This window comes from Sphingobacterium sp. UBA5789 (assembly GCF_002418355.1).
GTDB lineage: Bacteria > Bacteroidota > Bacteroidia > Sphingobacteriales > Sphingobacteriaceae > Sphingobacterium.
Map to the genome: position 1 here is coordinate 593235 of NZ_DIDX01000004.1, position 24980 is coordinate 618214.

27 protein-coding genes and 2 tRNA genes are annotated in these 24980 nt (G+C 37.6%); 11 read left to right on the forward strand and 18 right to left on the reverse strand.

Annotation, left to right across the window (positions count from 1 at the left end; translation table 11 throughout):
* Positions 1–32: 32 nt before the first annotated feature.
* Positions 33–104: transfer RNA gene (locus B4B65_RS11845), tRNA-Arg, on the forward strand.
* Positions 105–186: 82 nt separating this feature from the next.
* Here B4B65_RS11845 and B4B65_RS11850 read toward each other — a convergent pair.
* The 3 genes from B4B65_RS11850 to B4B65_RS11860 all read right to left on the reverse strand — a co-directional run bounded on the left by B4B65_RS11850 (position 187) and on the right by B4B65_RS11860 (position 1970).
* The gene (locus B4B65_RS11850; RefSeq protein ID WP_293915801.1) at positions 187–726 is read right to left on the reverse strand and encodes a hypothetical protein; all 540 of its coding nucleotides are present in this window, start codon (positions 724–726) and stop codon (positions 187–189) included.
* A gap of 255 nt (positions 727–981) precedes the next feature.
* Positions 982–1173 carry a 30S ribosomal protein S21 gene (gene rpsU, locus B4B65_RS11855; protein ID WP_002995293.1) on the reverse strand — a complete coding sequence of 64 codons (192 nt, stop codon included), beginning with the start codon at positions 1171–1173 and terminating at the stop codon, positions 982–984.
* A 119-nt stretch (positions 1174–1292) separates the two neighbouring features.
* Positions 1293–1970 (reverse strand): HAD family hydrolase, encoded by a 678-nt coding sequence (locus B4B65_RS11860; RefSeq protein WP_293915802.1) that lies wholly within the window; start codon positions 1968–1970, stop codon positions 1293–1295.
* Between the two features lie 42 nt (positions 1971–2012).
* On the opposite strand from B4B65_RS11860, the gene B4B65_RS11865 reads away from it, so the two are divergent.
* Positions 2013–2086 (forward strand) — tRNA-Ile (locus B4B65_RS11865).
* A gap of 274 nt (positions 2087–2360) precedes the next feature.
* On the opposite strand, the gene B4B65_RS11870 is transcribed toward B4B65_RS11865, so the two are convergent.
* The 4 genes from B4B65_RS11870 to B4B65_RS11885 form a co-directional block, all read right to left on the reverse strand.
* A complete protein-coding gene (locus B4B65_RS11870) occupies positions 2361–2762 on the reverse strand; it encodes a hypothetical protein (RefSeq protein ID WP_293915803.1) in 402 nt (133 codons plus the stop codon).
* 35 nt (positions 2763–2797) lie between these two features.
* On the reverse strand, positions 2798–3193 hold the full coding sequence (locus tag B4B65_RS11875; RefSeq protein ID WP_293915804.1) for a hypothetical protein: 396 nt from the start codon (positions 3191–3193) through the stop codon (positions 2798–2800).
* A gap of 362 nt (positions 3194–3555) precedes the next feature.
* The gene (locus tag B4B65_RS11880) at positions 3556–3954 is read right to left on the reverse strand and encodes a hypothetical protein (protein WP_293915805.1); all 399 of its coding nucleotides are present in this window, start codon (positions 3952–3954) and stop codon (positions 3556–3558) included.
* Between the two features lie 22 nt (positions 3955–3976).
* A complete protein-coding gene (locus B4B65_RS11885) occupies positions 3977–5215 on the reverse strand; it encodes a hypothetical protein (protein ID WP_293915806.1) in 1239 nt (412 codons plus the stop codon).
* A gap of 678 nt (positions 5216–5893) precedes the next feature.
* Between B4B65_RS11885 and B4B65_RS11890 the strand changes: the two genes are divergently transcribed.
* From B4B65_RS11890 to B4B65_RS11900, 3 genes are read left to right on the forward strand one after another with little or no spacing between them, the layout of a single operon-like run.
* Positions 5894–6340 (forward strand): hypothetical protein, encoded by a 447-nt coding sequence (locus B4B65_RS11890; protein WP_293915807.1) that lies wholly within the window; start codon positions 5894–5896, stop codon positions 6338–6340.
* The gene (locus B4B65_RS11895; protein WP_293915808.1) at positions 6331–7056 is read left to right on the forward strand and encodes a DUF4874 domain-containing protein; all 726 of its coding nucleotides are present in this window, start codon (positions 6331–6333) and stop codon (positions 7054–7056) included. The genes B4B65_RS11890 and B4B65_RS11895 overlap by 10 nt, the downstream gene beginning before the upstream one ends.
* On the forward strand, positions 7013–7900 hold the full coding sequence (locus tag B4B65_RS11900; protein WP_293915809.1) for a GEVED domain-containing protein: 888 nt from the start codon (positions 7013–7015) through the stop codon (positions 7898–7900). The genes B4B65_RS11895 and B4B65_RS11900 overlap by 44 nt, the downstream gene beginning before the upstream one ends.
* 96 nt (positions 7901–7996) lie before the next feature.
* Here B4B65_RS11900 and B4B65_RS11905 read toward each other — a convergent pair whose 3' ends face one another.
* The 5 genes from B4B65_RS11905 to B4B65_RS11925 form a co-directional block, all read right to left on the reverse strand.
* Entirely contained in the window at positions 7997–8983 is a 987-nt protein-coding gene (locus B4B65_RS11905) for a hypothetical protein (protein WP_293915810.1), read from the reverse strand.
* A 12-nt stretch (positions 8984–8995) separates the two neighbouring features.
* On the reverse strand, positions 8996–9826 hold the full coding sequence (locus B4B65_RS11910; protein ID WP_293915811.1) for a hypothetical protein: 831 nt from the start codon (positions 9824–9826) through the stop codon (positions 8996–8998).
* 87 nt (positions 9827–9913) lie between these two features.
* A complete protein-coding gene (locus tag B4B65_RS11915) occupies positions 9914–11785 on the reverse strand; it encodes a DKNYY domain-containing protein (protein ID WP_293915812.1) in 1872 nt (623 codons plus the stop codon).
* A gap of 8 nt (positions 11786–11793) precedes the next feature.
* Positions 11794–12402, reverse strand: a complete 609-nt coding sequence (locus tag B4B65_RS11920; RefSeq protein WP_293915813.1) for a hypothetical protein — start codon at positions 12400–12402, stop codon at positions 11794–11796.
* A gap of 165 nt (positions 12403–12567) precedes the next feature.
* On the reverse strand, positions 12568–13488 hold the full coding sequence (locus B4B65_RS11925; protein ID WP_293915814.1) for a LysR family transcriptional regulator: 921 nt from the start codon (positions 13486–13488) through the stop codon (positions 12568–12570).
* A 97-nt stretch (positions 13489–13585) separates the two neighbouring features.
* On the opposite strand from B4B65_RS11925, the gene B4B65_RS11930 reads away from it, so the two are divergent.
* Together B4B65_RS11930 and B4B65_RS11935 are read left to right on the forward strand one after the other, a co-directional pair.
* Positions 13586–14200, forward strand: coding sequence for an NAD(P)H-dependent oxidoreductase (locus B4B65_RS11930; protein ID WP_293915815.1), 615 nt, complete (start codon positions 13586–13588; stop codon positions 14198–14200).
* Positions 14201–14218: 18 nt separating this feature from the next.
* Complete coding sequence (locus B4B65_RS11935; RefSeq protein ID WP_293915816.1) at positions 14219–14509, forward strand: putative quinol monooxygenase; 291 nt, start codon at positions 14219–14221, stop codon at positions 14507–14509.
* Between the two features lie 111 nt (positions 14510–14620).
* Here the strand turns inward: B4B65_RS11935 and B4B65_RS11940 are convergent, their stop codons facing one another.
* Entirely contained in the window at positions 14621–15469 is an 849-nt protein-coding gene (locus B4B65_RS11940; RefSeq protein WP_293915817.1) for an EamA family transporter, read from the reverse strand.
* Between the two features lie 724 nt (positions 15470–16193).
* Here B4B65_RS11940 and B4B65_RS11945 point away from each other — a divergent pair.
* Positions 16194–16496: an ArsR/SmtB family transcription factor gene (locus B4B65_RS11945; protein WP_293915818.1), complete on the forward strand. Its 303-nt coding sequence runs from the start codon at positions 16194–16196 to the stop codon at positions 16494–16496.
* Between the two features lie 20 nt (positions 16497–16516).
* On the forward strand, positions 16517–17617 hold the full coding sequence (locus B4B65_RS11950) for an NADH:flavin oxidoreductase (protein ID WP_293915819.1): 1101 nt from the start codon (positions 16517–16519) through the stop codon (positions 17615–17617).
* A 56-nt stretch (positions 17618–17673) separates the two neighbouring features.
* On the opposite strand, the gene B4B65_RS11955 is transcribed toward B4B65_RS11950, so the two are convergent.
* Together B4B65_RS11955 and B4B65_RS11960 are read right to left on the reverse strand one after the other, a co-directional pair.
* Positions 17674–19434, reverse strand: coding sequence for a helix-turn-helix transcriptional regulator (locus B4B65_RS11955; protein ID WP_293915820.1), 1761 nt, complete (start codon positions 19432–19434; stop codon positions 17674–17676).
* Positions 19435–19746: 312 nt separating this feature from the next.
* Positions 19747–20499, reverse strand: coding sequence for an SDR family NAD(P)-dependent oxidoreductase (locus B4B65_RS11960; protein ID WP_293915821.1), 753 nt, complete (start codon positions 20497–20499; stop codon positions 19747–19749).
* Positions 20500–20601: 102 nt separating this feature from the next.
* Between B4B65_RS11960 and B4B65_RS11965 the strand changes: the two genes are divergently transcribed.
* On the forward strand, positions 20602–21240 hold the full coding sequence (locus B4B65_RS11965; protein WP_293915822.1) for a Crp/Fnr family transcriptional regulator: 639 nt from the start codon (positions 20602–20604) through the stop codon (positions 21238–21240).
* A gap of 59 nt (positions 21241–21299) precedes the next feature.
* On the forward strand, positions 21300–21884 hold the full coding sequence (locus tag B4B65_RS11970; RefSeq protein WP_293915823.1) for an NAD(P)H-dependent oxidoreductase: 585 nt from the start codon (positions 21300–21302) through the stop codon (positions 21882–21884).
* Positions 21885–21889: 5 nt separating this feature from the next.
* On the opposite strand, the gene B4B65_RS11975 is transcribed toward B4B65_RS11970, so the two are convergent.
* The 3 genes from B4B65_RS11975 to B4B65_RS11985 form a co-directional block, all read right to left on the reverse strand.
* Positions 21890–22966 (reverse strand): acyltransferase family protein, encoded by a 1077-nt coding sequence (locus tag B4B65_RS11975; protein ID WP_293915824.1) that lies wholly within the window; start codon positions 22964–22966, stop codon positions 21890–21892.
* A gap of 81 nt (positions 22967–23047) precedes the next feature.
* A complete protein-coding gene (gene ybaK / locus B4B65_RS11980; RefSeq protein ID WP_201679273.1) occupies positions 23048–23518 on the reverse strand; it encodes a Cys-tRNA(Pro) deacylase in 471 nt (156 codons plus the stop codon).
* A gap of 359 nt (positions 23519–23877) precedes the next feature.
* Positions 23878–24951 (reverse strand): class I fructose-bisphosphate aldolase, encoded by a 1074-nt coding sequence (locus tag B4B65_RS11985; protein WP_293915825.1) that lies wholly within the window; start codon positions 24949–24951, stop codon positions 23878–23880.
* Positions 24952–24980 lie beyond the last annotated feature (29 nt).

Consider the following 24980-nt stretch of genomic DNA (forward strand, 5'->3'; position numbering starts at 1 on the left):
AATCCAAACTTCATTATCTTCGCTTGCGAATTGTTCCCGTAGTTTAATGGATAGAATTACAGATTCCGGTTCTGTCGATGTGGGTTCGACTCCCTCCGGGAACACTTAAGGCTCCAACTTTTGTTGGAGCTTTCTTTTTTTAATTCCCTTTCACCTTTAGCTTTGTCTCGGTCCGGTCACCACAATTTATTCTGAACTTAGTTGTAATGCTTCCAGCAAGTTTTGTTTTCCACTCCAACGACATGAGGAATCTTTTATAGTGAATTCTCTCCCTTTAGCGGATAAGATATAGGTGTCAATATTTGTACAGTTACCTGTATTGTTTTTCTGAAGGCTTAGCTCCCGTTCAAATTTCATCAAACTCCGCCATTGGCTTAGAGTCAGATTCTTTATATTCTTTCCGTATAGCACTTGATATGTGGCTTTGTTTTTTATGATGCGAATCTCATAAATGCTGTATTGAAAGCATCCGGATGAGATAATGCGGAGTTTTACAAGATCACCATCGTTCATGGCATTCAGAAATAACGGGCTGTTATAATCTTCCGATACCCAAGGTACATCTGCGGGTAATTCGTAGCCTCCTGATGTCGGATATGAAGCGATCCACGAAGCTGGAAGTAAGGGTGCCTCTGTTACTTTTGGTAAACTTCTGTAATCAGCTCCAGGATCGCAGCCGGTTAACCAAAGACATAAGATCAAAGATAGAATAAGGTAATGGTTCATAAATTAGCTTTTGGTAATGGATGCTTAAATAATATACTTTCCACAACCCTATCAGACAAGTGCTGAGAACACGATGAAGTAGTCAGAAATCCTGAATAATAAAAGAAATACAAACCTATATAAAGCCCATCTCCTTCCCTCTTTTAAGCTGAGGTCCTGACCAGAATTTTAGCCTCATCAGAATAGAAATAATAGCCCTAAAACAAAAAAAGGTTATCCTTTGTGGGGATAACCTTTTTTATGTCGAAACAATAATTAAACAGTTTCCTGATTTAAAGATTGTTTGTAGATTGCTTTTTTAACCTGAATACGACGGGTAACAGATTTTTTCTCAAAAGCCTGGCGTGAGCGAAGTTCTCTTAAAACACCTGTTTTCTCGAATTTCTTCTTGAAACGTTTTAATGCTCTATCCAATGACTCTCCTTCTTTTACATTTACAATGATCATGCTTTCTATATACCTCCTTTCGTAGCTCTTTAATTTTTTTTGTGGTCACAAAGATAGGAAGTTATTCTGCAATAAACGAATTTAATTCAAATATATTTTTGATTCTTCCTGCTCACGGATCAGTCTATTAATTTTTCACGTTTCAGTAAAGCTGGTAATGTATCAGGCTTGGTTAGCAGAAACGTTTGAAGACCTAATTTTGCAGCGGTATCGAGGTGTTGCGGACTATCATCTATAAAAACAGTTTCTTCCGGGTTGAGATCATGTGTATTCAATACATATTCGAAGATATCGGCATTGGGTTTTCGCATTTTCATCAGATGGGAATAATAATCCTTCTCAAAAAATGAAGTATTATCTTCCAGTTGATATTCCCGTTTCAGATAATCCAATATCCATTGATAATGGATCTCATTATTATTGCTCAACAGAAACAAACGATACTTCTCTTTCAGCTCCAATAGAAGTTCATGATTTCCCTCCGGCACACCAATCAGCAATGCATTCCAGGCAGCATCGATCTGCTCATCACTGAGGTGAGGAACATCTGCGGTATCACGAATTCCCTGTCTAAAGGCTTCGGCGGAGATTTCTCCCTTCTCAAAGGCATCAAAAATTGGTGCATGGCCTTTGTGCGCAAAAAATTGATCTACATTTTTGATACCCAGCGCAGTAAAGGCTTCCTGTGCTCTCATAAAGTCGATCATAAAGATCACATTGCCATAATCAAGAATAATATTTTTAACTTTTTGCATACAAAAATTTTGATTTATCGTTACAAATATCGATAATTGCATCGTCAAAACAGAAATAACTGCTGAAAAGACAACAAAAAAACCGCGCCTATAGCTCAGTCGGTTAGAGTAGAAGACTCATAATCTTTTGGTCCCTGGTTCGAGCCCAGGTGGGCGCACAGAAATCCTCACAGCAATGTGGGGATTTTTTGGTTTAGGATGCTGATTATCGTCAGCAACAATTATTAGACGAGTTCCCTCTTATTAGTATATTGACATATTTTTTTTAAACTCCATGCGGGTTTGTTACAACTACGTTACGAACTTTTGCTGGCGCTAGAGCCTATGACATCATAAAAAACAGATGGAATTTGAAATGTAAAAGTCCCTCTTTACCAAAAAATCCCAACAAAGCACAATCGACACATTTACCAAATAATGATGCCTATAATATTACAAAATAGCTCTAGGGAGGTGACCAAGATAAATAGTGTAGATGATTAAATTCTTCTTAAGTTCTTTTTTAGGACGAATCTTTATAGCACCCTTATTTAATTTTTCAATCCAGATGTTTTCTGGAACCGAATCTTTATGAAATAATAATAGTTTGGAGTTTTCTGAAGTAGCAATAACTTTTCCCAGAAGATTTTTCACATCTGATATGTCAACTTTACTGTTGTCACGATAATCAAAGAGATTAATCGAAACCGCTACTTTGTCCTTTTCGATATTCTTATCGTACACATTCTTTTTGGTGTACCTACCTTGCCAGTCATTTTTTTTGCTTGTTATACATCCCACTATCAGGCTTAAAAACATAATGATACCGATATACTTTATTTTTGAATTTTGCATATTCTGTTTGTCGCTTACATTGATTAAACAAATAATCACATTACACTTCTAATATCATCTCCAAGATAGATTTTATACATGATCAGATTCTTTTTCCCTTTTTTTGGGTAAACAACCAATGGCATTTTATCATTTCTCTCAACCCTTAACTGTCTAGGAATAGAATCTTTATGAAAGACAAGAAGTTTGTAATTAAAAGCGCTGTCAATTACCAATCCGGGTAACTCCTTTAATTCAGATATGTTAAGCTCTTTATTATCTTTTAAATTATATAATCTTATAGAGACTCCAATATGATCTTTATCTATTTTTTTACTGTAAATATTCTTCTCTCTAATTTTTCCCGACTTTCCAAGCTTCGTTGTAGTTGAACAATTCATGAAAAAAATTAAGATTAGAGGTAAGATAAAGTGTGATTTTCTTGTTTTCATGGTATTACTTTTAATTTGTCAATTTTTACATTTTTTTTCCTTTTGCTCCGGTTTTATATGATTCTATAATATTTGCGCATTCGGTCATTGATGTACTGTTTTTTGACTTAAAACAGCATAAGTTTGTTGCAGACTTTTACTGCCAAATGTGTTATATAGACCATTCGTAGCCAAGGGCTCGACCCAAGTTTGTTAAGAAAGGGGCAAAAAAAATCTTTTAAGAAATACTGCATAACTTTAAATCCCTACATGGTATTAATCATGTAGGGATAATTTCTTCAAAAGATTAAAACATTAATAATAAATCTTGTACATCAATATTTCAATACATTTTATCTCTCAAAATAATGATGCCTATTGTATTACAATATATATTTAGGATTGTGACCAAGATAAATATTGTAGATGATCAAATTCTTCCTATATTCTTTTGGATGAATCACTATAGTGGATTTGTTTAATTTTTTAATCCAGATACTTTCTGGAACCGAATCTTTATGAAATAATAATAGTTTGGAGTTTTCTGATGTAGCAATAACTTTTCCGGGCAGATCTTTTACATCTGATATGTCAATTTTACTGTTATCTCGATTGTCAAAGAGATTAATCGAAACCGCTACTTTGTCCTTTTCGATATTCTTATCGTACACATTCTTTTTGGTGTAGCTACCCTGCCAGTCATTTTTTTTGCTTGTTATACATCCCACTATCAGGCTTAAAAACATAATGATAAGGATGTACTTTATTTTTGAATTTTCCATGTTACGTAGCTGTTTTATTTTGTTAATTATTACATTTTTTACCTTTTTGTCCTAGTCTGTATTTTTCAATCAGAGCAGACCTTTGGTCACTCGGAAAAGGTTTTTTGTTAATTAATTTTGTATAAACCTCTTCGGTAATTTTACTACCAAAAGTGTTGTATAGACCATCTGTAGCAAGAATTTGGGCCTCATTTATATCTGTGCCATAATTTTGATTTAGATAACCTGCCATTACATCAATATAATTAGACCACATTACATCATGCTGGCCTATTGCCTGATTAAAATAACCTTTGGTATAAAGATAAGCATGAATAGATTCATGTAAAGTAGTTGTAGCAATGTATTCCTGTGAAGCATTTGGAAGTGTATTTACATTCAATTCAATATTAACATCCAGATAAGGTGAGCCTGATCTATAAGTTGTCTTAGCGACACCCGATGTCAGATCAGGAAGTCCGGTTGTTTCATAAAACCGAAGGTTGACCTTGTCATTTTGTTTGAATACTTCCAGCAGACATTCATTTGTTAATGAAGCAATATCATTGCTTATGATTTCATCAACAACTTTCTTAAGGCAAGGGTTGGTAATATAGTTCTCTACGTATACTTTACTGCCAGTATTACCCTTGTTACCACCACCAGGGCTCCCTCCTTTGGATGGATTAGTATTCATATAATCTTTTGGATTTCCTTTTAACCATTTATCATAATCATCTTTTGTTGAGCCTGAGCCACAGTAAAGTGCATTTAACTGTCCATTGACATATCCATAGATGCAGTCCTGATCTTTAGGCAATCTTGGAGCCAAGAGAGAAAAACCAGGTCCGTAACTGTTGTATAATTCGAGTGTTATCTCTTTATTGGGAAGATATGTTGTCACTATCGTTCCTGAGAAAGAATTTGAACTATCGACATTTTCAGGAATAAAAGCGATAAAAGAAAATATCCATTCCTTATCGATTTTTTTTGCTTTTAACCACAAATAGTTTTCTAATCTAAGATTGCTTGTAACATTTAATGTATCCGGACTGTTGACTTTTACATATAAAGATCCATCATTTGATTCGACTACATTCTCCCAATTAATCGATGTCTTGTAGCTCTGGTTCAGAAAGTAAGGATTGTTTGCATCTGGGTTCTGCTGATAGAAGCTCTTTTGCAGATCATCTATACTGATGGTATTATTATCATTGATCCCATCATTTTTCGCACACGAGAGGACTAGTGTACAAAAAATCAAAAAATAGACTTTTTTCATACTTTAAGTAATTTAATGTTAGTGCAATAAAAACTAAAATTAAAGCAACATGATTAGCTATCCTACAACCTGAGGTTATATTTTGAAATTATTTTCATTCAGGATATATTTTGCATTTCCCAAATTTTAATATATTTAAATTTAGTGATTTTAATTTTTAGGTATTGGTAAGCTGCTTCTAAGCTTTTTTATAGAAGAGTGTAGCTGAAAAAAATAGTAAAAGTCCCTGGTTCGAGCCTAGGTGGGCGCACAGAAATCCTCACAGCAATGTGGGGATTTTTTGTTTCACCTTTAGTTTTCCGACTTATACTATTATCATATTAGAAAAATAGCTTTTTAAAAAATACATCAGCCAGACTGGTAAAATGCAGATATTTAACCAAAGCGATCTATTAGTATATAATTTCAAGCTCTTAAAAATAAGATGCTTAACACAAATAAGTTTAATAAATATTTTTAAAAAAATATTTATATTTACTAAATAATACTTAGTATTGTATTAACTTATTTAATCTTAGATTCGGATCACACTAACAACAGTTGCTTTACAGTTTTCGAAAGCAACATAAAAGATAAAATAAATTATTTTAACAAAAAGCGTAAAATTTGAAATTCATACATATTGAATATCAAATGATATTACGTGTAATTTATACTAATCAATAACCAATTTTTACAATGAAAAAGTTAAATTTCAAACCAATTATCTATTCATTGGGTACAGTACTGTTGTGTTTTATTCTTTATAGTTGCAATAAAGAAATTCTTATACCCGAGAATAACGAAATGCTGTTAACCAATAAAATGGGCATGGCATCAGGGTTAACTCCCTCAGGAAGTTCGCAATCACATTTACCCAATCCCGAAAGAGGATTCAGGTATGAGGAAATGGCTAAAATCCCTTCATTAATCTTTCCCTGGGATAGCAATCGTAAATTAAATGTCAATACCTGGTTAACCAGATTGGAGCAAAACTATAATGCGAGTGACGGACATATAAAAGTGTCTCAGTTATATCTGTATCTTACTGACTTTGCAGGTACAAATACATTATCACAAGCTGCATTGGATACTGTATCTGCAGTATTAAACGGGGAAGAAATAAGGGTTATAAAGTGGTACTAAGATTTGCATATACTTACGATGGTACAGGGGGCTATGTTTATCCGCCTATGTCACGTATACTTTCCCATTTTGATCAACTAAAACCTATCATACAAAACAACATTGACATAATACATGTTCTGCAGGCTGGTACTATAGGATTATGGGGAGAATGGCATAACTATAACAATGCGTACAATCAAACAGATAAGGATAATCTGCTGCAAAAATTACTTAGCATTTTGCCCCAGCAAAGAAATACACAATTACGTATGCCTGCTTACAAAACCGCTTCAACACTCTCCCCCGGTGAAAAAAGCCGGATAGGATTTCATAATGATTTTTTAACAGATAATACCCATCAGCATGCATACAGTGATGGTTTCTGGTCTTCCCGAAACTACAGCATAGTATCTACTGATTCGAAATCGACATTAATGGACGGAGAAATGCCTTATGAAGGAACAGGTGAATGGAATGTAAATTATGTGAATCCTATCCAGGCTATCAAGCAGTTTAAAGACCATCATTATACCACTTTCAGTGTGACTCACAGTTACCCTCAGGCTATTCAAAACTGGAAAAATACACCAATTACAAAAGGACAGTTGGATGCCAATGATTTTCCTTACGATCCGGCTTATTTTAATGGTGGAGTAACGCGTAGTGTTTACGATTACGTAGCTGATCACCTTGGCTATCCTTTGGGTGGATTATGCTGCCTCAAATGTAATTGAAGAAACAAATCAAATCAAATGCAATATTGTCATTCGTAATTATGGCTTCTCCGCTATCCATAATCCACGTCAGGTATTTTTAGTATTAATGAGAGCAGATGGATCTGTTGTGGAATCTAAAGCATTAACTAATAAGCCATCGGACTGGCATACAGGAGTGACGCAAACACTTTCGGCAAATTTTGATAAGCCACAGAATATTGGAAGTTATAATATAGGAATATGGATGCCTGATTATCCTTCGTCTCCCACTTATCTTGATGCCCGTTATGCTATGCGATTTTGTAATCTTGACTGGAATCAGGTCAACGTAGCAGGCGGAGCTATGGGGATCAATAAGTTAGAAACAAGTTTAATTGGAAATGGAGCCCTTGAATATTGTGGTGCTCCCGGAGATGACGTTTCTCCTGCCGATCGCTATATACAAAGCCTATCTACTTCTGGAGCAACACAAAACATCAGCTATACTGCCAGTGCTTTTCCTGCAGGTGGATATGTAAACTATACGACACAACTAATAGAAGCCAAAAGGGGTACATCTTTTACACTGAACTTTAACAACAGTCCCTCTACAAAATGGAACAGGATTATTGCCTGGGTGGACTGGAACAGAGATGGCGTATTTGATAATACTGCTGAGTGTATTTTTTATATTGGTAACAATGCCAGCGATAATAGTGCCACAGTGGTAGCAGTAAGTAGAACTATAGCGATTCCTGCTACCGCTAAAACAGGTGTTGTTGCTATGCGTATACGTTTTCATGATGCCTGGTTACCTACGATAGGTACTTGTGGATATCAGGATAATAGTAGCAGTTTTGACTTTTTCATTAAAGTTCTTTAGAAGTACTGAGCCGGTATATCTGGTATGCCGGCTCTTCTTAAAAATTGAATTCGGATCTTACGAGATAATCTGTTTTTTTATCTATCCATAAGGTAACTACTCTGCCATTTTAAAATAAGTTTCTGTAAAGACCCCATCCTGTACTTTTTCGGAGTACGCTTTCACCCAGGATTTGTAATAATAGGTCGCATACAGGATATTATCCTTTAAGCGGAATCTGGCGAAGGGTTTGCCCATCTGAGGGACTTCTTTCAGCCCGAAAGTTTCAGCTGTACCGTTATCAAATTTGCAATCTACATCTCTTTCCCAGATCATTTCAAATTCGGTATCGCTGATCTTACGCACCGGGTAGAAATAAACACACTGCCCATGGTATTCAAATGCCAGAGAACTTTCTCCTATATTCAGGGCTACTCTCCCGTTCTGCCATTTGTATCCGTAAAATTTTTGCTTTTCTATATCGGGATTGGTTTTGTTGAAAAAATCAATATGTACTATTTTCCAGCCTGCGCCTTCCCTTTCCACATCTATTCTGCATAAAGGATCTCCCTGACCACCATAATTCAGGTAAATATCCATTGTTCCTTTGTTTTCAGATAGCTGTTTTACATTGAGAACAGTATATTCATCTGGTGGTTCCTGACTTTTGATCCAGTACATATAATAAAGATCTCCGCAATAGGTATCATAGGTATACGCATCGGCATTTTCATAATCCTCAAAATTAACCGTCCCTAAAAATAAATAGCACCTGTTTAGCCTTTTCTTTTCTTCCCTGATAAATTTTTCCGAAACAGTGCCAAGCGACCTGAGCGCTTTAAAATAAGTAGCTGTATCCAAAGAAGATTTTCCATTTTTATCCTTAACAATATCAATATACTGGAAATCATTATTGAAATACCAATCGTAAAATGAGCTTCCACTTTTCTCTATTTCCTTCAATGGGTTGACTTCATTCCCTGTTTTAATACTGGTATCTGCAGTCACCTGCTTTCCGGACGGATTGGTAACACTTTTTTTATGGCCTTCCTTGCAGGAAGTAATTATAAAGATGAATAACGTAATTGCTAATAATTGCTTCATAAGAATAACGATTTATTGTCCGGAGGGTTTTTTCTCATCGTATATAATTGCTTCTTCCACGGGTAAGTAGCGTTCATTGCTGATTAATTTTCCAGCTTTGTTATAAGTAAGTAACCGTTGAATACCGTTGACCGTTTTGATCACCTCTTTCTTTTGAAGTATAGCATTTTCATAGTATTCTTTTACCTCATCCTTTTCGCTGTTTTCATAGGTACGCATATAGAGCTTACCTGCTGTATAATCATCGCTGTATCTCACATTATTCTTCTGATACTGCTTATTGGTCAGTCTGCCGTTTTCATCATATGCTTCATATCTGTCTATTGCTGATACTCTTTGTTTGTTGCCATTCTCATAATATTCCGTGTAGGTCTCCGAGACCTCATCCGAAATCTGCTGTATGTTACCATTACGGTGATAGGTCTTACTGACACCTCTTCCATAGTGCTTGTTCTTGTCCAGAGACACCCAGCCCTCCGTTCTCAGTATACTGTTTTCATATTGCTTAAAAAACAGGTTCTTTTCCTTTCTATACGTTTCTACTGTCGGGATAGCCCCGGTAAATGAAGTATAGGTCATAATTAAAGAATTGGTAATAGTATACTCATTTTTCGTATTACCATCTGTTTCTGATACAGCACCAGAGATAAGCCCGTTCGACAGTGTAATATCAGCTGTTTGATTTTTACTCTCCAGCCTGTAGGAGCCATCTTTAAGTACTACCGGTTTTTGTGCTAAAATGCCGATAATACTGATTTTATCCATATAAGCACGTTCTATATTTCCAGCCTTAATTATCAGAGTATCAATAGTTGTTTGTGCAAAGGCACTTTCTGTAACCATACCTGTAAATATTAATCCTAAAAAGCTTATGTACTTCCAGTAATTCCTTTTAATAATATTGTATTTCATATATTTAGATCGTATTAATTAATCTGTTTCTTTATCCAAAAAAGCCTGTTCTTTTGTTCTGATAATAGCACATTCTTCCCCTTCTATAAGTTTCAGCAGATTGGCTACATTATCATAATTTCGGGCTGTCAGTTCGCGTTCCAGATGACTGATATTTTCCACAAGATATAGGGAAGAATAAATGGGGTGAATATTTGGCAAATCAATTACAGTAGCGTAAAACTGATTGCCTTGTCTGTATACAATAAGGTGTTCGTCCTCTTTGTATTTTACAAAATCCTGTTGAGGAATTTTCGACCTGTGTATATAAGTCACCTCTCCCAAATGTCCGTATTTACGGCTTCTTATATTTTGATAAGCTGTAAAATATATAACCTTATCATCCTTAAATATGCCATTTACAAATGGTCGGAGTCCTTTTATCGCTTTTGCATGTATGTAAGCCTGCTTATCTGAATCGAAATAGTAAAGCGATCTGAGATCAGAAAAGAGCAGATGTAATCTTCCTGAAGCACGCTTCTGTAGCAAGACCATTTGATTCAGATCCGGAGTTACTGATCCCCATAGCCTGTCCTGTACTTTAGCAGGAAAAATAATTCCATTTACCACATGGTTTCGGCCATCAGTCCCATATGTAAGCGCATAATCTAATTCTTCTGCAGTAAAGTTGCGTCCATTCATGCCCTGTAAGAGATATTGATGATAGTAAGCATGTTTGCTGTCTTTTACATATTCCACTGTTCCAGTTATGGATGAAATACTGTATACATCCGCCCCAGGTAATATGTAATCCTGATAATACACATTGTTTTTATCTTTCGCATAACTGAATATTGGTGTATTGATACGCGGATGAGGGAGGCTTTCAAAACTGGCTGCATCGGCACCCGGTATTCTTCTTGTCTTATAAAAAACAGATTTACCATCCTTCACAAAGTTCTGTCCTACATATATTGTTGCTGTATGGTCAATCCCGGGTATCTTATTATTACCAGAATATACATGAGTTGCATCAATACCCATTTTGCTTCCATACTCATTCTTGTAAGTAAGTTGTTTAAAACTGCTAAGGCTGGCCTCTTTTACCTTAAAATAACCATCTCCCATTCTTAAGAAATACACCTCGTTATTATAGCTTAGATACGGACTGCCGTTACCCGGAAGATATACACCATTTCGGGCAACCTGATTATCCGGATCGTCATCATTATTCCTGTTAATCAGGTAATAAACAATGCCAGCCAATATCAGAAAGAAACCTAGTAATATAAAGAGAACCGTTTTAATCTTAAGCGGACGTGTGACCGTTTCAATCTGCATTCCTTTTTGGTACACAAAAAGCTGTTCATAATATACATTTTTTACCTGGCCCACATTTTTATGAGTACTATACTGGTATTCCTTTTCCAGTATAGTACTCAACCGGGACCAGAAGGCATCCAGCTCTTTATTTACAATACCCATAAATACATTGCCTGTATTGATATGAATGGTTTTTTCTGTAATTATACTCAGTCTGTCCCAGCGCTTGTTTCTGATCACAGCCTTAACAATATGAATAGAATCCAACGGAATACTGTAAAATTGATTCCTGCTTTTGATCTCCAGACTTTTATTTACGAGGGAGAGGGTCACCACGGGTTTCAACAGAAGATTAAACAAACTTATAGCAGCATAATACACGATTGCAAACAGCAGTACAATCAGTACGATACTCACAGGGCCTGTAATCAAGAAGCCAAATAGCTGAAACAAAAGATCATAGCCTTTGGCGTAAAAGAAGTAGCCAAAGGGAAGCATGATCAGCAGGGAAAATAAAGTGTAAAGCCAGATTCCCTTTTTATCAAAGATATTTCCCTTAAGTGTAACTGTAAGTTGTTCCTTGCTCATTCCGTTGTTTATCTGATATCTATACTATTTACCACAGGTATTCCGGGTTGTTTTTCCATAAATGTCTGAATGGCAAATTGTGCCTGAGCATACTGATAGAAAGTAACGCTGTGTTTTTTATTCTCAAAAGTTCTGATCTTCATATTATACACAGTAGGTGATTTATAGGGTCTGGATCTCGAAAATGAAACATCCATAATATCTGTATAAGGGATATTCTTTTGCGATACGAGTGTCGGAATAATAATATGGCGTGTCTGGAAAACATAAGGCGCAATACCGGCCCAAAACCTTCCTATAACTTGCACATACCGGTGATACAGCTGCAAATTATCCTCATCCAATTGTCTTAGTATAGTAATGAAAATCGCGGTCCGTCTGTAGGTCAGATAAAGAAGTATACCAAATGGTATAGCCAGTATTACCTGCAGATAAAGGATAGTAGGTAGTACGTAGCTCAGGAAGTCAATATGATATAACTTTCTTTCTGTGTAAACGACATGAAAATTGTAGCCAAAAAAGAATATAACCGAAAAATTAACCAGCAGCAATACTGTCATTACTACCTGTCGCAATCTGATGATATTCTTTATTTCCTTTTCTCTGAATTCGTTCATTCCAATCATGTCATGTTTAAAGGATTGACAACTTAAATATAACAGTGTTCTTGTCAAAAATTGAGCCCGGAATGATATTCGTTGAATTTGCTGAGATATTAGTGATGTTCTATTTATTATTTGATTTGAGATAAAACACAGAATATTCCTGATAGTAGAACAGTTTTAAGTGGTTTCCTGTTCTACAGCTCTTCCCATCACTTTTCTGAAAAGGTCTTTGATACGATTGATTTCCTTTTGATGTGAATTCTGTTTGCGGGTACCAAAGTAAAGCGTATTTTTCAAAGGCTTCACTCCTTCCCATATCAATTGTATCTGTCCGTTTTCTATTTCCTGACGGCATAGAAAATCCGGAATCACGGCAAGCCCTGTTCCTCCACTCAGACAACGTACTATGGAATTAAGATTGGGTACAATATAATTAGGCCGGAAGTTGGGTTGCTGGTCAAAATTAAGTTTCCAGAATCGTAGTAAATGTTCCATATCTCCTGTTGTGCCATACCACTTTTGTTCTTTCAGCCAGTTTTCGGTCTGATGGATATCATCTGTCTTCCGAATGGCCTCAAAAGCCGCTTTATTCACATCGCTTCCGCCAACCAGTACGATCTGTTCACAGGAAAACGGTTCCAATTCCAGTTGTGAGGAATTTCCTTTTTGAGGGGTGATAATCAGATCAACGATTCCCTTGTCCAGCTGATCCAGCATTTCCGGATATTCTCCAAAGCAGATAATAAGATTAAAGGGTAACGAAGAAACATACTGTTCGAGAGTGATCTGAAAGGTCTCAAAGCACATCCCTATGCTTATCGTGGGCGTATGCTGTTCCGTACTTTTCTGAAAGTTTTTCTCCACTTCTTCCAGTTTTGTCAGTGCATCGACGACCGCATTATACAACACTTTGCCTCGTTCTGTAGGTACCATTTTCCGACCGGTGCGGTCAAATAATTTATATCCTACATAAGATTCCAGCGAACTCAGATGAAGACTTACACCCGGCTGAGAAATAAAAAGTGCCTCAGCAGCACCTGTCAGGGTTCCTGTTTTATAAATCGCCTTAAACGTGCGGTACCATTCCAGATTTACCATTTACTAAGTATTATAATTATGATACAAATATATAAATTATCTTATTTTTATAATAGTATTGACCACCGTATTTTTGTAACATATCAAAACAATATATATGAAAAAGATACTTATCATTAATGGAGGACAGCATTTCGGACATTCCGGAGGGCGTTTCAATACTACTATAGCGACTACCACATTTGATTTCTTCAATGAAATGGAAGATGTTGAGGTTCAGTTGACAAACATCGATAAGGGATATGATCCAGAGGAAGAAGTCCGCAAATTTGTGTGGGCGGACTACATTATCTACCACACCCCGATCTGGTGGTTCCAGTTGCCACATAAATTCAAGCAGTATATAGATGAAGTGTTTACGGTGGGTCACAATAAAGGCATATACCATAGTGATGGACGCTCATCCGATAATCCGGCAATTAATTACGGCACGGGAGGTCAGCTGGCAGGACGTAAATACATGCTGACAACCAGTTGGAATGCTCCGGCTACAGCCTTCACATTGCCGGGAGAATTCTTCCAGCAACACAGTGTGGATGAGGGGGCACTGTTTGGTTTTCATCGTATGAATGCTTTTGTCTCCCTGGAAAAAATGGAAAGCTTTCATTTTCATGATGTAGAAAAAAATGCACAGGTTGAGCGGGATATGGAACAATATCGCTTACATTTGAAAAATGTATTTGCAGAGGAACTGAACTCTGTAGCATGCTAAATAAAAAATATCAGAGCTATGAATATATACTTAACAGCGGTCATTAAAGCCAAAAGCGAATATAGAGATGAGGTGTTGGAGACACTGAAGAATATGGTCAGCAAAACACTGGAGGAAAAGGCTTGTCAAAAATATGATCTGCATGAAGATATGGAAGATCCGAATCGGTTTGTTTTCTATGAAATATGGCAGGATCAGCAGGGATTGGATATACACAATCAGCAATCCTATATTCTTGACTTTGTAGCTATTGTACCTGAAAAACTTCAGGAAGCTCCTTTGATTATCAAGATGAAAAAGCTGGGTTAATAAAAAGCCTTTTTATATACGTTACACCCATACAACGAAAATTTGCAAGTCTGAAGGCATCCTATCCGGGTTTGGATAGGATGTCTTTTTTATCAGGAACCTTAATGTGGGTTACAACGTATCTTTATATCTGTTGGTAAGAGTAGTTCCCATACTTGCAATAACTACACAAAGGATAGACATCCACTGCAAAAAGCTCAGATATTCTTTCAAAAAGAGCAAGCCGGACAGAGCTCCGAATGCGGGCTGCAGACTTGTCAGGATACTGAATGTCTTCGGAGGGAGACGTTTTAATGCTATCATATCCAGTGTAAAAGGCAATGCACTGGAAAATATAGCTACCCCAAATCCCAAGAGCAAATAATGGAAACTTAAATGTGCCAGACTTCCGCTTAAAATACCAAACGGCAGAATCAGTATAGCAGCTATACCCATTCCTACAGTAACAGCAACTCTGTTATCGACTACCTGAGAAATTTTACCTCCCATCACAATATATCCGGCCCAGAATATACCTGCCAGAAAAGCGAGCCCCAGTCCGATTATGTCAATATTATTGCTTTGCCAGGGTACGATAAGCAATATGCCGGCACATGCGAATAAAGCCCAAACCAGATCCAAAAGTTTGCGTGACAGAAAAAGAGCCAGTAAAAGCGGCCCGATAAATTCTACCGTTACTCCTAATCCAAGAGGAATACGCTGAATTGCATAATAGAAGATAAGATTCATACTGCCGATACAGGCACCATATCCAAAACAGTATAACCACTGTTGTTTATTCAATGCAGACAATCTTGGTCTGTTGATAATAAACAGTAACAGGGCCGACAAACCTATTCGTAAGGTACTTGTGCCACCGGGACCAAGAACGGGAAACAGTTTTTTTGCGATAGATGCCCCACCCTGCACACAGATCATAGATGCCAGAGCTGCCGGTACAGCAATATTTTTATTTTTCATCAGGCTCAAATCTAAGCTAAACTTTCATTAGCAGGAAATGTTAAATTTAAAAATGATGGATAACAGAATTAAATTAATAAAAATGTAAAAGCTCCTTTTTAAAATTGCTTTAAATTGATTGCAGAAATTGTTACATAGTCAGAGAACAAAACTTTTAAAGAAGAGGTATAAGTAATTGATTGTATTAATTTTACCCTAAAATAATTTAAGTGATTTCAGTATTATTCTCTTGTTTAACCAAATATATTTAATTAGCTTTGGCGAGAGCTAAAGGAAACTTTACTTAATGTGTGATAAATGGAGCTTCGGCTCCTTTTTCATTTTTATATACCCTGTCTGTAGCCAGGAATTGCCTTATACCACTCTCCTGTTTCTTCTGCTTTAGCAACAGACTTCAGAATTCTCAAAAATCAGATTTGTCTTATCCGGCATTCAAAGTAAAGCCATACGCCAAGCATCAGCATCAAAGCCAGCAGTATAATAAGTAAAACTATCCGATTTGAATTCTTACCGGTTTTCATAATCAAAAGTAGCATTTACATTAAAAAGTCATGCCGGTTTATGACGGACAAAAGGCGGATAATGTATAAAGTGAAATTATAAAAGATATTCCAGATGCTATAGTTCCCATATTAATTGTCACAGGATATACATGCAGTGTCAGTTATTCATCATGTTTTGTAAATGATATATGTATATCGGGAAATCCCGATATATTTGCTTTATGGATTTTATAGAAATATTTAAAGCGCTCTCTAATAAGGGGCGTTTTCAAATCTTACAATGGCTAAAGGAGCCGGAACAACACTTTCCAGTGCAGGAACATGCCGATCTTCGTGAAGTCGGGGTCTGTGTGGGGCAGATACAAAAAAAATCCGGACTGACACAATCTACTGTATCCGAATACCTTACCATAATGCAGAAAGCCAATCTGGTAAAATCCGTCAAAATAGGACAATGGACCTATTACAAACGGAATGAAGAAATTTTACAGTTAATAAGTGATTATTTTAAAGACGAACTATAACAACAAAATACAGGAATTTTATGAGCAATAATAATTTATTTCAGCCCTTTCAACTCAAATCCTTGCATCTAAAAAACAGATTTGTAATGGCTCCTATGACACGATCCTTTTCTCCGCAAGGTATTCCCACTTCCGATGTCGCTTCTTATTATGGCAGACGTGCAGCTGCTGACGTAGGTTTGATACTATCCGAAGGTACGGTGATCAACCGTGTATCTTCTTCCAACGATCCCGATGTCCCTCATTTTTACGGACAGGAAGCATTAGAAGGCTGGCAGAAAGTCATTAATGACGTTCACCAGGCCGGAGGAAGTATGGGGCCTCAGATCTGGCATATGGGCATTATGCCTGACCATCATTCCGGATGGAGACCATCTTCTCCTTTTGAAGGACCGTCTTCGTACAACAGTCCGGGTCTTGCCAATGGCAGAGCCATGACCACTGAAGACATTGCTTCTGCTATTCAGGCATACGGAGATGCTGCAGCAGAAGCGCAGAGATTGGGATTCGACTGTGTGGAATTGCATGGTGCGCATGGATATCTTATAGATCAGTTTTTCTGGAAAGCCACCAATAACCGTACAGATAGCTATGGCGGAGAGACTTTGGCAGAACGTTCCAAATTTGCGATCGATGTCATCAAAGAGGTAAGACGCAGAGTGGGTGAAGATTTTGCTATCATTATCAGGTTGTCACAGTGGAAACCAGCGGACTACCAGTATAAACTTGCACAGACTCCACGGGAAATGGAACAGTGGCTTTTACCGCTTTCCGAAGCAGGGGTTGATATCTTTCATTGTTCACAACGCCGTTTCTGGGAACCCGAATTTGATGGATCTGATCTTAATTTTGCAGGATGGGCAAAGAAAATAACAGGAAAACCTACTATTACAGTAGGCTCTGTAGGCCTTGATGGTGAGTTTCTGGCGGCATTTGCAGGTGAAAGTTCCCAACCAAGTCCTTTAGATGAATTATTAGGCAGATACGACAGAGGAGATTTTGATCTTGTGGCTGTAGGACGTGCCTTGTTAGCAGATCCGCAATGGGTACAGAAAATCGGGCAAAATCAAGTTGATAAGCTGAAAGGCTTTTCAAAAGAAGCTCTTGCACAACTGATTTAAGCTAATACGGATTAAACGAAAGGAAAATTTATCCTGCTTTCGCAGCTCGATAATCCTTATACAGCAGATGATTCATTCAGCGTGCTGATGTAATCTTCAAATCGGGTATCTGAGGGAAGGTTGATTCTAGATTTCAACCTTCTCTTACTTCTGGCTACACTATCTGTACTGATTCCTAATGTATTTGCGATCTGCTTATTACTCAGTTGCAGGAAAATAAGACTTGCCAATCGTTCTTCAGCTGGCGTGATACGTTCAATGATCTCTTTGAGCCGAATAAAAAACAGCGGATACGCTTTGCTAAATGCTTGCTTGAATTTCACCCATTCCTCATCGGTAACCAACACATAATGGGAAAGATCCTTATTAATATTTTCTTCCTCTTCTTCATTCGAATAATTGTTTTGCCTGATGACCAACTGTAAGCGATGCACGAGCTGTTGCTTTTGCCGGATATACTTGGCAAACTCCGTTAACTGAGCCTGAGCATCGGCTATTTCTTTTTTAGCTGTTTCCTGTTTGGAAAGTAAGAGCTGAGCCGTAAGCTTTTGCCTGCTGTAAATCAACAGACTGATAATAGTCAGTAATACAATGGCGATTAAGGAGAAATTGCGAATTGTTCTTTCCTGTTTCAGGTAGTTACTCATGTCTTGTAAGTTGACCTGCATATCATCAAAAGCCATTTGCGTTTTCATGACGGATAGCTTTTTTGAATTTATGGCCAGTAAACGTTCCTTACTTAATTTATCAGACAGATCGCCATATTTATATGCGCTATCAGGGTTATGTAATGTCCGGTAGCTCCTTACTATACCTTCCAGTGCCTCAATTTTAAATTCATCGATATAGTTTCCTACTTTTTCAGCGGCTATATAACTTGATTTCCATTTTTGCAACGCATCCGTATATCTATTGTGCTGCCAGTCTACTCCTGCCAATACATTTAAAGCCTTGGATATATTATTGTAGGAATTAAACTCCGTACTGCTATTCAGCCATTGCTGTACAAGAGGTAAGCCCTCCCTCTCCTCTCCTTTCAGGATTAGTGCATGGCCAATATTGCCGTTTGCGATCCCAAGCCATAACTTCTGGATGTAAGGAGATGTATCAGGTTTCTTTTGCAGCGTGTCCAGTATCTGCCTGTAGTAATAAATACAGCTGTCATATCTGGCCAGTTTTAGATATGAGGCTCCCACAATATCCAGTTGAAAAATATACACTCTGGGATCCCAGGTTTCTACAGCTACATCTTTATACTGAAGACATTGAAGTCCGTAATCAATACTTTGCTGGTATTCATTATTGTTATATAGTCCATAGCTGGCATTGAAATATCTGTTGTGAACAAATTTGAAATGTGCTAAGCCTATTTTCTTCTGCAGTTCCAAGGCTTTAAGGTTGTACAATACATAATTATTGTGTCCTACTTCAGCATATAAGGTATATAGTTCTGATTTCAGTTGCTCGTCTTCCAGTTTGTGGGCTATCATGATATCTTCATATAGCCGAACAGAATCCTCTTCGTTTACCAGTTTATGATATTCTTTTTTTCCTAATATATCGTACATATCTATACGCACTTTCAGTCTGTCGTCAGGATGGGATTTGAGATAGGAATACAAACTGGTCATTAACTTCTGATGAGCCGGATATCCACTTTTTTGCTTTAACTGTGCATAGGTTTCTTCAGCTTTGAAGGACTGTGTTTTGTCTTTTACTTTCCAGGCTTTTACCAATGATTCAACCGTAGGCTGCTGAGCCTTTACTGCAGAAAAACTGATACTTAAAATTATTATAATGAATGTTAATGCTTTCATCAGGCTCGATGACTTTCTTTTTTCTCTAAAATACAGTATTTTTTCTCTAAAACTGCGTTTTAAATTCAATTGCGTAGCAAAGCCACTCCGGCTCTTTATTGCTGGTGAGGACAGCAGCCGACGCTGACAGGTAAAACTTCAAGCGTGAGTTGGCGTCCCCGCCAACTCTTTTATTATAGGATATATAAGTATATAGAATTCCTGATGAAGATTCCGTAAGAAGAGGTTTATGAAAAATCCTATTAAATTGATGTTATAAAAAAAGCGTGACTAAATCCATATTCAGTCACGCTTTTCGATTTTATAAAACTACTAAACTGCGGTATAACCTCCATCTACCAGATAGTAACCTCCTGTCATAAAAGATGCTTTGTCAGAACTCAAGAACAGCACTAATTCTGCCACCTCTTCTGCTTCTCCAAGGCGTCCCATCGGATGTTTCCCGCGTAAGGTTTCCAATTGCTCTTTACTCAGATGTGTAGTCAGCAAAGGCGTCATAATGTATCCGGGACCTACAGCGTTGCAACGTATATTCTTCGGACCGTATTCGGCACCTATATTGCGGGTCAACCCGACTACAGCATGTTTGGATGCGGTGTAGGCGGATGACATAGGTGCAGCGACCATACCATGTATAGATGCCATATTAACAATAGCTCCCCCACCATTTTTTTCCATCGCCTTTAACTGGTATTTACAACCGTAAAATACGCCGTTAAAATTGATATCCGTTACTTTTTTCCAATCTTCTAATCCATAATCGCCACTTAATGCAGCTGAACCTCCTATACCTGCATTATTGCAGGCAATGTCTAATTTCCCGTATTTCTCTATCGTTGCATCCACAAGAGCCTCATTTTCTTCTGCAGAGGAGGTGTCCGCCTTAAAAAAGAAAGCCGTTCCTCCGCCCTTCACAATCGTATCTACCGTCTCGTGTCCGGCATTCTCATTAATATCTGAAACTACTACTTTTGCACCTTCTTTTCCATAAGACAAAGCTACAGCACGACCAATCCCTGATCCTGCTCCGGTTACAATAGCTACTTTATTTTCTAAAATTCCCATAATGAATTAATTTTAATGAATGTGTACAAGTTACGATTTTGCCGTCCCCTGTTTGTCTTATAAATGTCTGATTCTAAATAAAACCTTTAAAAAACAGATTTTATGCCAAATCGAGAAATAACACCCTTCATTACCGTATATTTATGCCTTGGGCATAATGATGCTGTTAATATGATGATCAATTCCTATTTAGAAAACTCCCAGTTCTTCTCCGCTTCAGAAGTGGATGCCATCTCCTCCCATTTTAAATTTAAGTCGCTGAAAAAGGGAGATTATTTTATCAGAGAAGGTAATGAGTCCAGCGAAGTTGCACTGATTGTTTCCGGAATTTTTCGTTCTTACTATCTGAAAGAGAATATGGACGAAATTACCTATTGTTTTCGTTTTCCAAATGAACTGATGGCGGCTTATTCCTCTCTTATACAGCAGACCCCTAGTCAGGAAAATATACAGGCTATTTCTAATGCGGAACTGTTTGTAATCAGTGCTGAAGATATCAGAAAACTGGACGATCTTTATCCAAACTGGATCAGGTTTCAGAAAACCATAGCTGAACAGCAATATATCGAACTGGAGCAGCGTATATTTCAACTGCAGCGCCAGCAAGCCAATCAACGTTATGCTGACTTACTGCAGCACCAACCTGACTATATACGCTTAATCCCTCTCCACTATCTGGCTACTTATCTGGGTATAACACAAAGACACCTCAGCCGTATCAGACGTGAAATCGTTTTTTAGGACATTTGTCCTGCAAGTCCTGTTGTTTTATAGGGTATTTTTGTATAAACAACAGTATAATGTCAAAGAATAAAATACTTATTATCAACGCTCATCCGAACAGCAGCTCCTTCAACGCAGCAATTGCAGAAACATATAAGCAGGGAGCGCTGGAGGCGGGAGCTCAGATACAGGAAATCATCATTTCAGAATTACAGTTTAATCCTAACCTTCAGTATGGATACCGTCAGCGAATAGAACTGGAACCAGATCTGCAGGAAGCCTGGCATAAGATCCTTTGGGCTGAACATATCGTATGGATTCATCCGGTTTGGTGGGGAGGTCTTCCTGCCATCAGCAAAGGGTTTATCGATCGTTTATTTCTTCCGGGCCGTGCTTTTCAGTATCGCCCGAATTCTGTTTTCTGGGATAAATTGTTAAAAGGAAGATCGGCTCATATCATTACGACATTGGATCAGCCGGGATGGTATTACCGCCTTTTCTTTGGACGTCCCAGTGTTAATCAGCTAAAGCGTTCCGTTTTACAGTTTTGCGGAATCAGTCCCGTAAAGGTGACATATGTCGGTATTGTCAAGACTTCTTCTCCTGCATTAAGACAGAAGTGGCTGCAAAAGGTAAAAAGACTGGGGTTACATAGAAAATAGGATAACTATTTACGCATTTTATGGCTTAAATATCTCCGAACAGGAATATCGTATATAATCATTGTCAGGTACGCGAACAATACTAATAATATAACACAGACCGGTATGATATAAAAAAGCTGTTCTGTACTGGGTTTGTACGTGGTGTAATAATGAGCAAATACCCAAATTCCCCAATAATGAGTCATATAGATCGGATAAGAGATCTGTCCTGAGAAATTACAGATCTTTTGTAAGGAGGGTGAAAGAACCGCTCCTGCTCCCAGAGATACCAGTAATGGGAAATAGAAAAGTACTACGACAGATTCTGCCAGCCAATTCCACGAGGTGAACGGCATCATAAAAGGAAGTATCAGTAAAATACTGAGACTTGCAAAGCCTAGTTTTGATTGCAGAATCCATTTGGAACGGTGAATGAGCAGACCTGCAAGAAAAGAATAGGCAATGCGTGCACCACCTTCCCAAAAGTTTCCTTTTCCCCACCCACCAGACAAACCACCTGCTGTATAACTGACATAACATAAAACACCTGCAGCCAGAATAGTCAAAAGGATAAGAAAGGTTCTCCTGATACGGGACAGAAACAACGCATATACAATGTTGGCGATGTATTCCCAAAAAAGAGACCAAGCCGGAGCATTCAATCCAAACATATTATAAACCTTGTCTTTCATTACCGGAAACGGAATCAGAAGTAAGGTAAAGACTATTATAAGGATCAAACGGCTGGTAGACAAAACTTCTTCCGGTCCTGTGAAAGGATCAAAGAAATAGCCTAATAAACCCAGTATGCCTCCCAGAACAACTAAAGGATGTAAACGTATAGCCCGGGAAATAAAAAATTGCTTAAGGCCCATTTGATTAATACGGTCATCATAAGCATAGCCAATAACAAAGCCAGACAAACAAAAGAAAAAATCTACAGCCAGATAGCCATGTCCTACAATATTATCACTAAAATCGGTATAGACCCATTCCATAAAATGGAAAATCACAATAACCAAAGCGGCCACACCTCTCAGTCCGTCCAATATGGCGTAATGCTTTTTTGAGGAGGCTAAACCTGCAGGAGAATTAAACATAAGATAATGATAATGTCAATTTATACTTTATAATTAGGACTCTATTTTGCTGATAATGAAACTATATATGAAAATATGTAACTATATCAATTCAGCATATCGGGCATTCGTAACCTTTACCAGATCCTGGGGACTCAGAATAATCTGCAATCCCCTCTTCCCTGCACTGATACTAATGGCAGTCTGTATTTGAACAGATTGTTCTATATAGGTAGGAAATGCTTTCTTCATCCCTATAGGTGAACAACCTCCGCGTATATATCCGGTCAGGGTCTGTATATCCTTTACAGGGATCATCTCACAATTCTTATTACCGGAAGCCTTTGCTATTTTCTTAAGATCAAGTTGAGTATCTCCAGGAATTACAGCTACCAGATATCCACTGGTATTACCTTTCAGAACTAAGGTTTTATATAATGTTTTAGGATCAAGACCCAATGATTCTGCAACATGACCAGCACTCAGATCATCTTCATCCACATCATATTCGCGTACTTCATAATTGACCTTAAGCTGATCCAGCATCCGGACAGCATTGGTTTTATTTGACATGTCTATTCATTATTTTCCGAACGTGAAGATAATACTTTTAACAGAAAGTCAACCTTCAGCAAAGGAATGCTTTTGTATCATTCTTTATATAATAGCATCAGGAAGTATAGTTTTGATCTGAAAAGTGTCACCTGCCAGACTCAACTGCTGTCTGTTATATGGATTTGTCCATAATTGCCATTAAAGATAAACGAGCAAATCATTCAGGGTATAATAAAGTGATAGATTCCAACATTTAACAACTAATAAGCTATCTTTTTTACGGAATTAATTTCCATGTTTAGAAATTAGTCAGTAAAAATCCCCTGATTCAAAATCAGAGGATTTACGAATAAGATTTATATAAATAGATTCTTTATCTAAGCAATCGTAACATCTTTACTCAGATAGACATCCTGTATAGCATGCAAAAGCTGTACACCTTCATCCATAGGCCTTTGAAAGGCCTTTCTTCCCGATATCAATCCGGTTCCACCTGCTCTTTTATTGATAACAGCTGTTTTAACAGCATCCGGAAAATCATTTTTACCGGAAGCACCTCCTGAGTTGATGAGCCCTGCACGACCGGAAAAGCAATTCAATACCTGATAGCGGCAAAGATCAATAGGGTGAGATGACGCCAGTTCAGTATACATCCGTTCATCAAGTTTTCCATAACTGCTGCTCCCCATATTGAGCGCCTGATAACCACCGTTCAATTCAGGCAGTTTTTGTTTAATGATATCCGCCTGTATCGTCACTCCCAGATGATTTGCCTGTCCGGTCAGATCTGCCGAAAGGTGATAATCCTTCCCGCCAGTTTTAAAAGCATCATTACGCAGATAACACCACAGAATAGTTGCCATACCTAACCGGTGAGCTTCTTCAAAAGCTTTTGCAACTTCTACAATCTGTCTTCCGGAGTCTTCAGATCCAAAATAGATTGTTGCTCCTACTGCTGCTGCCCCCAGATTCCAGGCTTCAAGAACTGTTCCATACAGGATTTGCTCGCTTTTATTGGGATACGTCAGTAATTCATTATAATTTACTTTTACAATAAAAGGGATCTTATGTGCATATCTGCGGGCAACGGAACCCAATACACCAAAAGTGGTAGCAACAGCATTACAACCTCCTTCAATTGCGAGTTTTACAATGTTTTCAGGATCAAAATATAAAGGATTGGCAGCAAAGGATGCGCCGGCACTGTGCTCTATACCCTGATCAATCGGCAAAATGGATAAATATCCGGTATTTGCAAGGCGTCCATGTCCAAAAAGCTGTCCCAGACTACGTATGGTTTGCGGATTACGGTCAGTAATGCCGTATACCTGATCGATAAAATCAGGCGATGGAAGATGAAGTATATCTTTGGCAACAGCTTTACTCTCATAACGGAGTAATTCATCAGCTTCATTGCCGAGGTAAGTAGTAATTTGATCAATTATAGCCATAATATTTTCTTTTATGTTAAAACCATTGA

What these genes read in the sequence shown, in the direction of transcription:
- B4B65_RS11850 (WP_293915801.1), bottom strand. Translation starts at nt 726, where the DNA reads ATGAACCATTACCTTATTCTATCTTTGATCTTATGTCTTTGGTTAACC.
- rpsU (WP_002995293.1), bottom strand. Translation starts at nt 1,173, where the DNA reads ATGATCATTGTAAATGTAAAAGAAGGAGAGTCATTGGATAGAGCATTA.
- B4B65_RS11860 (WP_293915802.1), bottom strand. Translation starts at nt 1,970, where the DNA reads ATGCAATTATCGATATTTGTAACGATAAATCAAAATTTTTGTATGCAA.
- B4B65_RS11870 (WP_293915803.1), bottom strand. Translation starts at nt 2,762, where the DNA reads ATGCAAAATTCAAAAATAAAGTATATCGGTATCATTATGTTTTTAAGC.
- B4B65_RS11875 (WP_293915804.1), bottom strand. Translation starts at nt 3,193, where the DNA reads ATGAAAACAAGAAAATCACACTTTATCTTACCTCTAATCTTAATTTTT.
- B4B65_RS11880 (WP_293915805.1), bottom strand. Translation starts at nt 3,954, where the DNA reads ATGGAAAATTCAAAAATAAAGTACATCCTTATCATTATGTTTTTAAGC.
- B4B65_RS11885 (WP_293915806.1), bottom strand. Translation starts at nt 5,215, where the DNA reads ATGAAAAAAGTCTATTTTTTGATTTTTTGTACACTAGTCCTCTCGTGT.
- B4B65_RS11890 (WP_293915807.1), top strand. Translation starts at nt 5,894, where the DNA reads ATGAAAAAGTTAAATTTCAAACCAATTATCTATTCATTGGGTACAGTA.
- B4B65_RS11905 (WP_293915810.1), bottom strand. Translation starts at nt 8,983, where the DNA reads ATGAAGCAATTATTAGCAATTACGTTATTCATCTTTATAATTACTTCC.
- B4B65_RS11910 (WP_293915811.1), bottom strand. Translation starts at nt 9,826, where the DNA reads ATGGTTACAGAAAGTGCCTTTGCACAAACAACTATTGATACTCTGATA.
- B4B65_RS11915 (WP_293915812.1), bottom strand. Translation starts at nt 11,785, where the DNA reads ATGAGCAAGGAACAACTTACAGTTACACTTAAGGGAAATATCTTTGAT.
- B4B65_RS11920 (WP_293915813.1), bottom strand. Translation starts at nt 12,402, where the DNA reads ATGAACGAATTCAGAGAAAAGGAAATAAAGAATATCATCAGATTGCGA.
- B4B65_RS11925 (WP_293915814.1), bottom strand. Translation starts at nt 13,488, where the DNA reads ATGGTAAATCTGGAATGGTACCGCACGTTTAAGGCGATTTATAAAACA.
- B4B65_RS11930 (WP_293915815.1), top strand. Translation starts at nt 13,586, where the DNA reads ATGAAAAAGATACTTATCATTAATGGAGGACAGCATTTCGGACATTCC.
- B4B65_RS11935 (WP_293915816.1), top strand. Translation starts at nt 14,219, where the DNA reads ATGAATATATACTTAACAGCGGTCATTAAAGCCAAAAGCGAATATAGA.
- B4B65_RS11940 (WP_293915817.1), bottom strand. Translation starts at nt 15,469, where the DNA reads ATGAAAAATAAAAATATTGCTGTACCGGCAGCTCTGGCATCTATGATC.
- B4B65_RS11945 (WP_293915818.1), top strand. Translation starts at nt 16,194, where the DNA reads ATGGATTTTATAGAAATATTTAAAGCGCTCTCTAATAAGGGGCGTTTT.
- B4B65_RS11950 (WP_293915819.1), top strand. Translation starts at nt 16,517, where the DNA reads ATGAGCAATAATAATTTATTTCAGCCCTTTCAACTCAAATCCTTGCAT.
- B4B65_RS11955 (WP_293915820.1), bottom strand. Translation starts at nt 19,434, where the DNA reads ATGAAAGCATTAACATTCATTATAATAATTTTAAGTATCAGTTTTTCT.
- B4B65_RS11960 (WP_293915821.1), bottom strand. Translation starts at nt 20,499, where the DNA reads ATGGGAATTTTAGAAAATAAAGTAGCTATTGTAACCGGAGCAGGATCA.
- B4B65_RS11965 (WP_293915822.1), top strand. Translation starts at nt 20,602, where the DNA reads ATGCCAAATCGAGAAATAACACCCTTCATTACCGTATATTTATGCCTT.
- B4B65_RS11970 (WP_293915823.1), top strand. Translation starts at nt 21,300, where the DNA reads ATGTCAAAGAATAAAATACTTATTATCAACGCTCATCCGAACAGCAGC.
- B4B65_RS11975 (WP_293915824.1), bottom strand. Translation starts at nt 22,966, where the DNA reads ATGTTTAATTCTCCTGCAGGTTTAGCCTCCTCAAAAAAGCATTACGCC.
- ybaK (WP_201679273.1), bottom strand. Translation starts at nt 23,518, where the DNA reads ATGTCAAATAAAACCAATGCTGTCCGGATGCTGGATCAGCTTAAGGTC.
- B4B65_RS11985 (WP_293915825.1), bottom strand. Translation starts at nt 24,951, where the DNA reads ATGGCTATAATTGATCAAATTACTACTTACCTCGGCAATGAAGCTGAT.